Source organism: Paenibacillus sedimenti (assembly GCF_014534655.1).
In the GTDB taxonomy this organism is placed as follows: Bacteria; Bacillota; Bacilli; order Paenibacillales; family NBRC-103111; genus Paenibacillus_E; species Paenibacillus_E sedimenti.
The window spans coordinates 407,209-421,798 of record NZ_JACVVD010000005.1 but is presented as its reverse complement, the minus strand read 5'-3'; the positions used below and the strand labels follow the sequence as shown (position 1 = coordinate 421,798).

Annotated in this window: 7 protein-coding genes; all 7 read right to left on the bottom strand. The window is 49.2% G+C overall.

The genetic code is table 11. The features are described 5' to 3' along the window. Nucleotides 1-2: 2 nt before the first annotated feature. Nucleotides 3-1,001: an ABC transporter permease gene (locus ICC18_RS17310; RefSeq protein WP_188175683.1), complete on the bottom strand. Its 999-nt coding sequence runs from the start codon at nt 999-1,001 to the stop codon at nt 3-5. 95 nt (nt 1,002-1,096) lie between these two features. Further along, on the bottom strand, nt 1,097-3,073 hold the full coding sequence (locus ICC18_RS17305) for an ABC transporter substrate-binding protein (protein WP_223192632.1): 1,977 nt from the start codon (nt 3,071-3,073) through the stop codon (nt 1,097-1,099). 306 nt (nt 3,074-3,379) lie between these two features. Beyond that, nucleotides 3,380-7,378, bottom strand: a complete 3,999-nt coding sequence (locus tag ICC18_RS17300) for an NPCBM/NEW2 domain-containing protein (RefSeq protein ID WP_188175682.1) — start codon at nt 7,376-7,378, stop codon at nt 3,380-3,382. A gap of 40 nt (nt 7,379-7,418) precedes the next feature. Then, nucleotides 7,419-8,894: an S-layer homology domain-containing protein gene (locus ICC18_RS17295; RefSeq protein WP_188175681.1), complete on the bottom strand. Its 1,476-nt coding sequence runs from the start codon at nt 8,892-8,894 to the stop codon at nt 7,419-7,421. A 129-nt stretch (nt 8,895-9,023) separates the two neighbouring features. Next, complete coding sequence (locus ICC18_RS17290; RefSeq protein ID WP_188175680.1) at nt 9,024-12,290, bottom strand: carbohydrate-binding protein; 3,267 nt, start codon at nt 12,288-12,290, stop codon at nt 9,024-9,026. A gap of 60 nt (nt 12,291-12,350) precedes the next feature. Continuing rightward, nucleotides 12,351-13,682 carry an ABC transporter substrate-binding protein gene (locus ICC18_RS17285; protein WP_188175679.1) on the bottom strand — a complete coding sequence of 444 codons (1,332 nt, stop codon included), beginning with the start codon at nt 13,680-13,682 and terminating at the stop codon, nt 12,351-12,353. Between the two features lie 23 nt (nt 13,683-13,705). Beyond that, nucleotides 13,706-14,590, bottom strand: a complete 885-nt coding sequence (locus tag ICC18_RS17280; RefSeq protein WP_188175678.1) for a carbohydrate ABC transporter permease — start codon at nt 14,588-14,590, stop codon at nt 13,706-13,708.

Sequence of the window (14,590 nt, the reverse complement as noted above, 5' to 3'; positions counted from 1 at the left end):
GGTTACATACCTCTGAACGCTGTGCGAATTTTTGGATCGAGCCATGCCAGTAAAATATCCGATATCAATGTCCCGATAACCGTTAACACGGACATAAATAATAACCACGTACCTGCCAAATACATATCCTGTGCCAATAATGCGTTATACATAACGGGTCCCTGAATAGGCAAATTTAGAACAATAGCAGTAATGGTCGAACCTGTAAAAATGGACGTCAGCGACCATCCGATGGTGCTAACGATCGGATTCAAAGCGGCTCGCGTCGGATATTTGAGCAATATTTTTGTTTCCGATAAGCCTTTGGATCTTGCCGTAACTACATTCGGCTTATTCAATTCATCTAACATTTGACCTCTCATCACTCGAATCAATTCAGCCGTGTTTGCGAGCCCAATGACAATGACAGGTATAATCATATGCTTTAATAAGTCCAATATTTTGCCTAGCGACCATTCGGCATTGACGTAATCACTGGAGAAAAGACCTAGCAATGGATCACCGAAATAAACGTAAGAAAGATACATTAAAATAATTGCCATCAAAAAGTGAGGCGTAGCCATACCCAGGAAACCGAATGCCGAGAAGATATAATCGCCTATCGAATATTGCCTTACCGCACAGTAAATGCCAATTGGAATCGCAATGCCATATGTAAACAGCATCGTTACCAAAGAGACAATCAGCGTTAGCGCCATATATTGTGAAATTACGGCCGTAACAGGCTTGTTATAGCTAAAGGAATAACCAAAGTTGAAATGCAAAACAATATTTTTCATCCAATCAAGATATTGGATAAACCAAGGTTGATCTAGTTTCAAGTTAGCTCTCATTACATCAATATCGTGTTGTGTCATGACCTCGCCCGCCGCAGACATTTTAGCCGCATAAGAGGAAACAAAATCGCCGGGCGGAAGCTGAATGATGTAAAAGACGATAATTGAGATGAAAACAATAACAGGTATTACCAAGATAAATCTTCTTAAAATATATTGGAGCATCTCAATCCTATCCTCTCCGATTAATTCGATAATACCTATGAAGAGAATAATGGGAGAAAATAAAATTCTCCCATTACTCTTTAACAGAAAACTTATTATTTAATGAAGAATTGCGCTGGATGACCGTGTCCAATACTGCGGAATTCATCTGCAAAGACTAATTCTTTAGGCACGTTGCCCATTTTGTTGGATACAACAATCAACTTCGGCGTTGGGCCCGTATAACCGATCAGCCACTGATTCTTTTGATGGAGTTTAATAATTTCATTGCTCCATTTCGCTATTTCCTCTTTGGTTGCAGATGCTTTCACTTTATTCCAGTAATCCAGAATTAAAGCTATATCCCCTTCAGGTTTAACGCCATCTTTCCCGTTAGATGAAGTATGCAATCCATAGCTTCCTAGCCATGGCGTCAATACTCTCAGTGGTACTAAGGTATCAGGCCTGAAAGCAACATTAACGAGTGATATGTTTTCTGTAGTTACAGGAATCTTATTCGCGTACTTGAGATCATTGTGAGTCCCGATATCGACAACCTTCAGATCAACCTTGAGACCAATTTGCTCAAAATATTTTTTTATTAATTCCAGGAAAGTTCCTGTTTTTGTGTCCGCTTCGATAATCGTAATGGTCAAATCAGAGCCGTCTGCATGTAATCGGAAGTTATTTTTATCTCGCTTCGTTAAACCGATCTCATCCAGTAATTGATTAGCGCGCTGCTGGTCGAACTTGCTCCATTGATCCGCCCAACCTTTTTGGAACCCTACCAAACCTTCCGGGACAGAAGCCTGTTGAGGAACACCTAAACCATTCGTAACAATCTCTGAAATTTCTTTTCGGTCAACCGCTACGGAAACGGCTTCTCTAAAACGTATGTCCTGAAACAACTTGCGGAGATTAGGATCTCCAATTGTTTGATTAAATTGAAGACCCGTACTCGACCAGTTTGGCGTCGTCCAAGGCAATACACTGTATCCGGCTTTTTTCTCGTTCTCTTTTAGTACAGTGAAATCTTTAAAGTCAAAATCAAGAAGATTGTAATCCCCAGCTAATGCGCCAAGAACTCTTTGGGCAGAATCCTGAACTTTGGTAGCGACGATACGGTCCATATAAGGCAGCTGATTTCCTTGCGCATCGACTTTCCAATAGTATGGATTACGCTCCATAATATATTGATTGCTATTTGGATCATTTTTAGCTACCCAAGCTCTTAAGGTTGGGATTTGCGGGTTAATCCAATAGTAATATCCCGTCGCTACCAAGAAAGATTTTACGTCTGCAAAGCCCCATTGCTTCGCAATTTCAAGCGCTTTAGCTTCGCCTATAAACTCTGGCAATATCGTTTTTTGGAAATGCGCCGGTGCGAAGAACCATTTGTTATCGATGGCAACACGTTCCAAAAATTGAACGCTTGGATACTTATGTGTAACTTTGAAGGTATAATCATCGACTTTTGTCACTTTCGCCAAAGCCTTATCTCCTGTTACAGGGTCTACAGAGTAATAGGCATCATATATTTTTTTGCCGAAAGTCTCTTTGGTGAGCATATGCTCCCAATAGAAAAGGACATCATCGGCTGTAAAAGGTTGGCCATCTGACCATCTCATGCCTTTTCTTAAATGAATCGTGAATTCAGTTGAGTCTTTATTGACTTCATAGCTTTTGGCAACGTTAGGCTCTACCGTACTTCCTTCCTTAATGAAACGAAAAAGCGCTTCCTCTGTTGGTTGACCAACTGTCCAGCGATCATTAGGTCCACCCCAAGGAAGTTTCCAATCCCCTCCATATTTTCCTATTTCGTTTGCAACTTTTTCAACCATAATATCTTCTTTAACAGGCATACGTTCGGTCACTGGCTTTAATGTACCGGCACTGACTAGCTTAGTTAACATTGGGGCTTCTTTGAATCCGTCTGCTATTAACGGAGATGAGGAGGAAGATGCAGGAGCAGGAGTAGTTGTTGTATTACTATTTGCTGTCTTTGCTTTTGAATCACTTTCATTCTCACATGCTGCAAAAATAACCGCAAAAATCATTATCATCATTAAAAAAAACGGACTGTATTTTTTCAAGGATATCCCCTCCGCAGTTATACTTGAACTTTCAATTTCTCAGTAGACACTAATAATTTTTCCCTCCACCCCCCAAATAAAATTTGTATTAAACCGGTTTAATTCTTTTTATGCATGTTCAAAAAAGAAAGAAAACCGTTATTAAATCGGTTTAATTGCATTGTCCAAAATGAAAGCGTTTTATTGACACTTTACTATATATCCAATATACAAAAAATATACCTCAGCAAAACAATTTCCGAGTAATCGAAAACGAAGTGAAGAGGGCGTCCTCAGGTTTAGACCTTATGGGACAGCCCCTCTCGTCTATTTCAGCTGGGCCAGCGCTGCCAAACTGACTGAAGATGTCAAATCGCTGTTAAAGCGATCCAGCACCATGGCTCGAACAGTGTACAGACTGGAGTCAAAATCAGCCGCGTTGAAGAAAGCGTTGAAGGTTTTGGAGGTTTCGATTCTGTCGGATTGAATAGCCACGATCCCTATAGGCGTGTTGCCTTTCATCAGTTGGAACACGATGACCTGCTCATCCGGACCTTTCACCGCTTCCGGCGTCGGCTGAACACTAATTTGGGCCTCGATGCCGCCATCTCGCTTGAGAACGCCTGTGGTCGTCAGCGTATATGGCGCCAGTCCGCTGGCCTGCGGGACGAGAACGGCAATCGCCTCGGTCGCCGCTTTGCTGCCGTCCGACAAGTCGGTGATCTCCAGAACCACCTGTACAGTCGTTTGCGCCTTTGGCGCCCGAATCGTTCCGTCCAGCGCAATGATGCTAGGATCGCTGGAACTTTGAATCGCGATGCGGAATCCATCCGGTACGCTTGGCAGCTTAAGCCGGGTGTCGCTAGGCGAAGGATTCGCGATTTGCTTGATGCTCGCCGCCAATTCCCGGGCCGTCATGGCCGTTGTCAAGAACCCGGCGTTCAGCCAATCGCCGTGGTCGAAGTTTTTGCCTCCCGCATCGTTCAGCGACAGGAGAATCTGCTTGGCTCCCTCCGGCAGCGGGACGTCGAAGTTCCATAGCATGCCTTTGCCGATGAGCGGCGAGACGGCAGCAAGCCTCCCATCCACATGCACGCTGAACAGCATGCTTGCGTATCCGCCTTCTTCCCTCACCTCGTCGTCCCCAGCGGCAATAGCGACAAATCTTTTAGCCCCTTTGGGAATCGTGTATACGATATCGGAATTGGCGTGAGTCCCCAAACCGCGCTCATACGTTTTGCCGCCCGCTCTTAGTGGATTGCCGTCAATTGAAAGCTTCTTCTTCGGTATGTTGTTCCAACCGGACGTCGCGCTGACCCAATTCAGTTCGTCCAAGTAAACCGACGGCAGAGGAGGCACAGGGCCGTTATGCTCCAAGGTGTACAGCGTTTTCGATACGGTGTTTGAGCTTGGTTGTCCTTTCACAAAAAGCTTGGCTTTTAGTTTAGCCGTGCTTACAGGGAGAGTAAAAGGTCCCGTATACAGCAGCGAATGTTGGCTCGGTTCGGTATCGTCCAGCGTATAGCGAATTTCGTAGTCGCCTCCCTCCGCATTGGTCTGTATCCTTACTTTCCCGCCTGGATTGACCCAGTTCCGATCCCCGTCGTACAGGATCTTTATGAGTGGCAAGGTCTTGTTGAATCGGGCAGTCACGGCGCTGCCGGCTCCTTCCCCGCTCGTGATGACCGCACGAAGGACGGCGGAATCGGTGATCACGATTTCCTTCTCGTATCTCGGAGAGCTAGCCTTCGGCTCGGAACCGTCCAGCGTATAATGAATCTCGCTCGAGCTGTTCGACGTTATCAAATGAACCGTACGTTTATCCAGAAATCCACCGCCGAATGGCTCCATGTCAAGCTGGCTGAATTTGGTCACATAGCCTCCGCTACCGCGCATCTTCATGCTTAATACGTCGCCTGAAGACACCACCTGCTTATCTAGGCTGTAAGCGTTGGGCTTCGTCATGTCGTCTGCATAGATGCTGGCATTGTACTTCCCGCTGCCGAGGAACGATAGGTTCAGGCCCATCGTACGCTCCTCCAATCCGTTCATGACGGCCACATACCAGGTCGTACCGGAGCGGCGGGCCATCGCCGAAACCTCTCCGATTTCGCTGCCGGGCAGTACGATCGTCTCATCCCAGGCCGTCGGCATGCTTTTGAACAGCTCTACGGCCGGATTCAGCAGCATGTTCTCCGGATGCTCCCCGAAGGAAAGAATCGGCGAGGTGAGGCTTAGCGCCGTGGCCACCTGATGGCTCCAGGAGCTTTTGCCCATCCGGTTGCTGAGCGACATCGGCGTATAGTCGCCGTGACCTGCCAGGTAGCGGGTGAACGGCAAGGTGGTGTTATGATCTGCAGGCGGCGCGCCTTGCTCCAGACCGTGCACGCCCTCGCGGGTCAATTCATTGGGATAAGTCCGCGACAAACCTGTCGGTTTGTTGGCTCCATGGAAATTAACCATCAGGCGATATTTCGCGGCGTCCTCCAGCGTGTCTTTATAGAAATTTATCTTGAACAGCTCTTCGCCGTCGATGAAATCGATCTTGACCCCGACTACACCTGCCTCTTTAGCCTTCTCGAAAAAGGCAATCCGGTCTTCGCGGTTGAAGAGGCCTCTGATGCCGAAGCGATCGGAAGCGGATTTCCATAGCCAGCTTTCTACATGCTTGGATTTGCCGTAGTCCACGACTTCTTTGACCGCGGCCCAAAACTCCTCAGGCGTTGATGCCCAGTCCGTCCATCCTTCGTCAATCAGATTGTACGGAATGCCCATTTCGGCGGCGTAGTCGATATAGAGCAGCATGTTGCGCTTGCTGACATCACCGTCCACAACCCAGGACCAAGTGGAGGATCCGGGCTTGATCCAATCGGTGTTGTTATCAAAGATCGGAGCTTGCGGCGGGCTCACATTGGTCAAGATGTCGTTGTTCACGAGACCGTTCAAGTCATCGGCTACGGTTACGATTCTCCATGGCGTCGAAACCTCGCCGGACAAGGTCCAGTTGCCGCCATTGATGAAATTGGCTTTGAAGTTGGCTCCGCCTTCGGCAATCAAGGTCATGCCGACATATTGAACGAGCGCTCCCTCGGTAATCGCGGCATACCCGGCGCTTCCCGGAAGCTTAATCGTCATCGGCGGGCCGATTTTCGTATTTACAGGGACAGATTGAGCACTCTGCTTCGTGAAGCGGCCTTCATAATTGGTTGTATTTTGCTGATACCAGACGGTGCTGTCCGCGGGCAGCCGGAAGCTGGTAGTTTCGCCAGAAAACACGCGGTCCGATGTTCCCGGCGGTATCACATACCGAAAAGCGATTCCATCGTCAAACAGTTTGACCTGGAGCTTGTAGTTCGTGCCGCTGTTCACGTCCGTAATCGGAATCGTCGTAAGCGTGTGATGATCCCTGGCTGTGGAATGATTGCCGACTATTGGATAAGTGATAGCGTCCGGAGAAACGGTAACCGCTTGAGTGCGGTCCCAGAGCACCCGTTCGCCGATATCGTGGCCGTCCACGGTGACGCCGAGCGCCGACTTTTCAACCACAGTTGCGCCGTTAAACTTCATAGAATAGGTCAGCCTTCCGTCAATCTGCTCAATCGTACTCGTGACCTGACCTCCGGGGCTGGCGATAACGACAGGCTCAGAAGGCGACCAGCCGCCATCTTCGTCTGTCAACAGGAACCGGGCGTCCAGCCAATCCGTATGGTCACAAGTCGGGTCGCCCAAGTCATCGGTGATCAGGGTCAGTGTCTTGGCCCCGGCCGGAATCTTGACCTGGAATGTATACGTTTCGTTAAATTTCAATTCCGGCGAACTGGCGATAACTGTATCGTCCGCCTTGACGTAAAATTTGGCCTTGGCCTTGACATGATCCGGGTTCGATTTGATCTCGTCGTCAATCCCGGCAATCGCCGTAAAGCGCTTGTAGGCCGGGTCGAGATTGTACACGATTTTGGAATTTGCATGCGAACCGATGCCCTTATTGTACGTTTTCCCCGCTGAGGTCAGCGTGTTGCCGTCCAACGACTTATCTTTCTTGGCGCCGCTCCAGTACGATTCCATGCTGACCCAGTTCAGGTCGGACACGTATACTCCATCGCTCACAACGAGGGAGGTTGAGCTTTCGTTATAGGTCACCCCGGTCACCGATGCATTGGTTGCCGTCGTACCGGTTCCTTCATCGAATGTGGAGTGCGTGATTGGAAGCTGCACGGAATTGGCCACGACGGTTCCCGGCAATCCGAACGGCAAGCTGCTAAGCAGCAAGCAAACCATCAAAAACAACTTGGCCGTAATTGGCCGCAAATAGCGTCTGTTATGCAAGCGTACTCTCCTCCTGATTCATGGTTTGGCCCAACTGTTGTTAGGGCAAAAGGTTTTGCATCAAATTGTAGATCGCTTGAGCATTCTGTGAACGAGTAGCGGCGGATTGAGCATCAAAAGTGCCCTCTCCGATGCCCTGCATCAGCTTCGCGGTCCATGCTTGGTTCACAGCTTCCCGGGCCCATCCGGAAATCTGATCCTGATCCTTGAAGACTGGCTGCGAAGCCTGCCCCGCATGAATGCTCCCGCGCTTGGCCTCATAAGCCTTTACGAGCAGCATAGCCATCTGTTCGCGGGTAATGGCGGCATCGGGACCGAACTTGGTATCCGTCAGCCCGGAAATCAACCCTGCCGCATAGGCTCTCTGGATGGGATCGGCGTACCAAGCATCAGCGCTTACGTCCGAGAAGGGAGTGCTTTCTTTGCCGGTTGGCAGCTCCAATACGCGCACGAGCATCGCCGTGAATTCCGCCCGCGTCGTATAGTCGTCAGGCTGGAACAAGTTTTCGGTTTTGCCCGACACGATATGCCGAGCAGCCAGCAATTCCAGCGTTCGGTTTGCCCAATGGCTGGATGGGACGTCATCGAACGATTTTTTATACGATATAGCCGCATAAGAACTCAGATGTTTAAGCTTGACTTGGATCCGCTCCGAGTTCTGATCCACCGTGCCGCCAACGTATTCCCATTGCTTAGTGTCATCATTGCGGTAGTAGATACCAAGTAAGCGTTCATCGGCCTTCGGATCGTAAGGCAGAGACAGCTCCATGTCCCCTGCAAGCTGAACGGCCCGAATTTCAGTGCCGTCCTTCGTTATCAGTGACACCTTGACGTCAAATATCTCGCCGGCCATTTGAAACTGAGCACCGTTCTGGCGGGTCAGACGCCCCATTTCCATGCTTGTGGTCGATTCCACTTTGACCTGCAGCACTGCCCCCTCCGCGTTGGCTGTCCGCATGAGCAGGGCCTGCACTTCGGACGGCCCGACCGTGAGATACACTTCGTGGAATAACACCTTCAGCGGCATATTCGCAAAATCCCCAACAGCTATCAACGCTGTATTTTGGCCCGCCTCTGGATGAATCGATGCGATGCCGTTCTGTATGACAGGCTTGAGCGCGGGCGTCTGGTTAGCCGGCGCTGGAACCGCTCCCCCGCCCGAACTGCCGCCGTCTTCTCCACGGCTCGGCGCAATAACTTGGAATTTCTTAACATCCTGCACGTCGCCGCTTCCGGCAATTACGGTATAGGTGCCCGGTACGGAATCATCCGGCAAGGTGAACGAATCGCTGAAGTCCCCTCCCTTTAAAACGTTCATATAAAGGATGCTTTGATTCGGTCTTAAGACTTTGACCGTGATCGTCTCCAGATCGGTGTGTCCCGACATCGCGACGGTATCCAGGGCTCTGCCGTCCTTGATATCCTGCAAAGCTACCGAGGAAGCCGAGAAAGCGTTTCCAGCAAAGCTCGACCAGAAGATGCCTGCAAGAATAAGCAGGCTTATTAGCTTTTTCATAACCCACCTCTATTCAATGAATTCTCCGTTGGCGGCATCCCGTGCAGCCCCTATCTAATCACGATTGACCCCTCTTCCATGTATGTATATAGGAAGACCGACCTGCGGTCGACCTTCCTATTTTTACGGTTAGCCTTCTTTCCTTTTCTGCCAAGTATTAATGAGGAATTGGGCATCCGTATTCAGAATCGCCTTTGCACGAGTTTGTACGTTACCGCTTAAAGCTTCATTATGCAAGTGTTTGATAAAATCCTGCATATGCTTTACCACTTGATCCTGTTTGCCTTTGTCCAGCTGATGCTGAACCTGCTTAAGTGAGTTGGACAGCTGCGGGACGATCGCTCCGCTCAGTTCTCCCGAATTCGTGAAACGGGTAATTAAATGCTCCATGGCATAGACGCTGGTCGTCACACTAACGTGCCTTGTGTTCTCCAGCCTGTTTCCAGAAGCGTCCTCCATGGTGACAACGGCCGTTTTCATTCCTAGATTTCCGGCCATATCAATGTCGATGCTTTGCTGTGTAGTCGGATCGATCTTATATTCCTTACCGTCAATGGTGATTTTCGCAGTCCTGATCGCCGATAAGTTATCCCATGCTTTGAAGTTCAGAGCCAAGTCGTCATCAAAGAAATCGCCATCTTTTAAAACAATTCCGTTAGCGGATAGAGCATAGGAAGGCAAATCCTTGTCGTCTAAGGTGATTCCCTTCGATACGTTCCCCGACTTATCCGCGTTCTTGATCATGATCGTATAGCTGTTGCTCTTATCAAGTCCCGATAAAACTGCAGTCTGTATACCTCTACCGACGTCAATTGCGTTACCGACCTGCTGCCCGCTCTTGAATACCGTGATTTGCGACTTTTGACCGTCGATGTCATAAGGGCCGTCCCAATACAATGTCATAGAATCGTTGCTGCGGATCACTTGCACATTCTCTACCTCTCCTGGAGGCACTTTGTCTGGCACGGATTCAGGCGGAGGAGGCGGCGCCGTAAATACGGACGGATCACCGAACGTAAATTTATCGAAGTTGTATAACCAATCATTGCCTTTAAACAGCATGAACACAATGTGTTTTCCGGTTACAGGGGTTGTGACATCTGCCGAGGTAACCTTAAAATTTTGCCACCCGCCGGTGCCCGAAACGGAGCTTGTTGCGATAATTGGGCCATTCATGCTATCGATTCTTACTTCTATCGTTCCTCCGCCGGTGGCGCTTGCCGCATTCACATAAAATTTAGACGGACTCTTAGTTCCAAAGTCAATGTAATTGTACATGGCATACGGCTTATTGGGACCGTATATTCCCGCCAGGTACGTTTGACCGCCGCCGTTTTCCTTACCAACGCCTACGCCGGTGGTGTAGTTCTCCGCCTCCAGCTTGCCATAAGCATCCCTTGCTTTCCCTTTCACTGTCGAAAAGGAAAACCAATCCAAATTGCAGGGCGCATCGCTTCCGTTTGTGCCGTGGAATACGAGATACACATCGTGGACGCCCACTGCCTTGGTATCATCGATGTTGGACATTATGTCGACCCAATTATTCCAATTTCCTAAAGCAGGAATTCCGATCACCCCCACGGTCGGCCCGTCCAGAGTGTCCAGCTTAACTTCAATCGTGCCGCCTTGATTCCCGCTGGTTACATGAACGGTAACTCCTGCCGCACCGGATCCAAAGTCAATGCCTTTATATGAGGCGTAAGCGTTATTTTTAATGCCATCCAGGAAGCCCCACTCAGCATTTTTGCTTAGACCCGAGCTGCTGTCGAAATTGCCTGCTTTCAGCCTTGCGTATGCGTCCGTTTTGGTCGGATCCGTTGTGGTGAATTTGAACCAGTTCAAATTGAACAAATATTGATCGTTCGTCTTCGTGAAGACAAGATAGACGTCATGTACGCCGGTTATTTTGCTCGGGTTCCCTTGATCGTCTTTAAGAACGGTTACGGCATCCGTAAAATTGTTCCATCCGCCTGTCCCCTCCACGTTTAAGGTCCCGACTTTAGGGCCGTTCAAGGCGTCCAGCCTGATTTCGATGTTCCCCCCACGCGTTCCGCTTGACGCTCTGGCGATAAAGCCAATGGCGCCTGCAGATCCGAAGTCGACATTTTTATAAGCCGCATAGTATCCGGGCTGTATGCCGCCGAGCTGCAACGAGCCATCCGTGCTACCTTCCATAACAAATCCGGTACCGATGTTATAGCTTTCCGCTTCTACCTTATTAAAAGGATTTTTGGAGGCATACCCGCCGAGAGCGACGTCCTGCGATTGCAAAACGGACAATGCTTCTACTGCGCCGGATGATGCCCAAGCCTCATAAGTTCCGGCAAGCAGCTGCCCTGACCAGTTGCCGTCGACGATGTTGTCGGCGTTTCGATTGTTCCATGCCGTTTGGGCGTTGAAAGCCGCCCAGTAATTAAAATCCGCAGCGAATTGCTTGTAGGCGCTTTCGCTTCGCTCGTTGACGGCCTTTTGCAGATAGGCAAGATTGCGAAGCAGGATCGTTTTGCCGCCTTTTAGGTCGTGGTTCGGTCCTTCATAGCGCAACAAACGGTTTTCATCGACTAAATGATCTTTGGTAAAGCTCGCCGCTTTCACAGCATCGTCAAGATACACGGTATTTCCGGTTATTTGATACAATCCTACCGCTGCGCCGATGAAAGTGCCCTGATTGTAATGAGTCGCATCGGGGACGGCGCCTTTCTCCATCTCGATGCGGTCAAACACTTTCCCGTTGCCGTCCGTAAGCATCGTCTTGCCCCATCGGTAAATGCGGGTGGCCGCATCCAAATAATGATCGTCCTTCGTAATGTTATACAGATAAACGGCCGCTTCGGCTGCGGGGAAGTTAATGCAGGCATTCTTTGTAGAGTGATCCGTATTCATCCACCAGATGCCGCCGTTCGCAAAGCTGTCATCCCATTGCGTATTGTAAACAAAGTCGAAATAATACTTGGCTTTATCCAAATATTTTTGATTTTTCGTTATTTCGTAGGCTCTTGCTGAACCCATCGCCCACCACATGATGTCGTCATTGAAATGATTGTTCGTCCAATCCTCCCCGTATTTCGCTACCGTACCGTCAAAAATGTCGTCAATCTGAGTTCGAAGCTGCGCTTTCAAACCGGCATCGGAAGTATGAAGATAGGCGTCCATGACCATTTCCCAAAGCTCCGCTTCTATCCAGAAGTCCATATAGTTGCTGCCGCGATTCGAATTTTTCCAAAAATACTTTGCGCTGCTGTCCCAGAACTTCGCGTTAAACGCTTGTATGGCTGTATCCGCGTCAGAGGAAGTAAATGCATTTGCTTTTGGGATTCCCAGCGCAGAAAATGATGTGAAAGCTAAAGAAAAGGCCGTAGACAAGAGTAAAAGTTTGAAGCGGTTCCTTTTTTTCATCAATACATGACCTCCGAAAAAATATGAATTTTATAAATTCAAATTCCGAGTGCTGTCGGGTTATTTGGATGATGCTATCACTTTGTTCACCTTGTCTGCCATATCCTTTAGCTCGGCTTCGCCCGCTTTGCCGCTCAAGACATTGTTCCAAACGGCATCAATGAATGGGTTCGCTTTCCCAGACCAGGTCGTCAGGAAACGCACCGGCTGAATGTTAGGTGATTTCAGAATATAATCGATCCCTTCCGCCAAATCCGTGTGCCCCGCTTTCTTAAGCGTATCGAAGTAAGCGCCTGTTGCCGATTTGTAAGCGGCCGGTGCGACCGGAGTGGACGGCAGCACTTCTTGATACATCGAGGAATCAAGATACTTCAGTACTTTCCAGACCGCGTCCGGATTCTTGATGGTAGCCGGGCTGCACCAACCGACGGCGTCATAAATTTCCGACTGCGTTTTCACAACCGGCTGAGGAGCATAGCCCCATTCTAGGTTAGGCGCGTTGCGGATCAGGTCGTCGGCCACCCACTGCCCTTGCATCGTCATCGCAACCTTGCCGTCCTTAAAGGACGCCATGACATTAGCTTGGTCAAACGTCGGCGGTATCATGGATTTGTCGGCAATCGCTTTCTGATACCTCTTCACGCCTTCGATAAACTGAGGGCTTACTTCCACCTTTGTCGGATTGACGATCGAATCGGTAAAAGGAGCGCCTCCCGCCGATACCGAGTACAGCGATACGTTAAATGCATCAGGTCGGCCATAATATCCGTATTGCTGAATGCCGCCTTTATTCGAAGTCAATTTGGCCATAGCATCAAAAAATTCGTCATAGGTCCAGCCCCGCTTCGGCTCCGGAAGCCCGGCATCTTTGAACAGCTTTTTGTTGTAGAAAACGCCATATGTATTAAGTAGGCCCGGTAATCCGTAAAGCTTGTTATTCGATTTCCAACTGTCGACGACACCCGGATAAAATCCGTTCATAAATTCCTGATCCAAACCAGCTTTTGCCGACCAGTCATAAAGAAGGCCTTTCGCCCCGTTTTGCAGCGTCATGTCGTTGCCGGTCATGAAAATATCCGGTGCTTTTTTGGCCGCCATCATCTCATTGATTTTGATGCCGTAATCCTGAAGCGGAGCAGGAAGCAGCTTAACGGTGATGCCAGGATTTTGTTCTTCGAACTTCTTCATCGAAGCCATGATCTTGTCGTTCATCGCTTGGGATTCCCAAGTCATCAGCGTGACCTCCGTGGTCGCCGCTTTGCTATCATTGCCGGATGTTGCTGCTGGAGCGGTCGTACCGCCGCTTGAGCTCGTGCTTTCCGAGCAACCTGCCACCGTCCCCAACGCCAGAGTTAACGCTCCTGTCAGACACACCAATTTAACCGCTTTCATTTCTATGGACCTCCTTGAATGGTTTATTTCAAGCCGGCGGAATTGACCGACCCGAGACCCTGCATAAAATACTTTTGACCAAGGAAAAAGATGATGATCATCGGCAGCATATAGATTAAATCTGCGGCCATGAAATAGTTCCATTGCGTCGTCCAATTTGACGCATACGAGGCAAGCGCGATCGCTAACGTCCACTTGCTTTGATCCGCGATATAAATGAGCGGCTCCAAATATTGGTTCCACGCTCCATTAAAGGCGAAGATCACCATGGTGACGATAACCGGCATCGACATGGGCACGAGCACATGCCAAAGGATTTGAAAATCTCCTGCCCCGTCGATCTTGGATGCCTCGTCGAACGATTTCGGAATCGTGCTCGTGAATTGGATGAACAAGAACGTAAATGTTGCATTACCGAGAAAAGCCGGTACGATGAGTGGAAGATACGTATTATACCAGCCAAGTGAGATGAACAGATGAAAGATCGGAACGAGCCCAACGAAGCCTGGCAGCATGAGGCTGCCAACGAAGAACGAAAACCACATTTTCCGCCCTGGAAATCGAAGCCTGCCAAGCCCGTACCCGACGAGGACGGAGCTGACGACTTGCCCGATCGTACAGGCGACGGCAATGAACAGCGAATTGCCGAACGTCTGCCAGAAGTTGATGGTCTGCGTCCCTTTCACGAAGTTTTCCAGATGAAACTCCTTCGGATACCAATCGGGTGGAATCTTGAATATTTCTTCATTCCCTTTCAGCGCGATTGTAATCATCCAGAGGAGCGGATACAGCATGGCGATGGAGCCGACGAGAAGAATCAAGAAACGAACCGTATCTTTCACTGAATATTTGGCCGTGCGGCCGGCTGATCGGGCATTATCAATTACCGCAGACTGGGAGACTGCCAT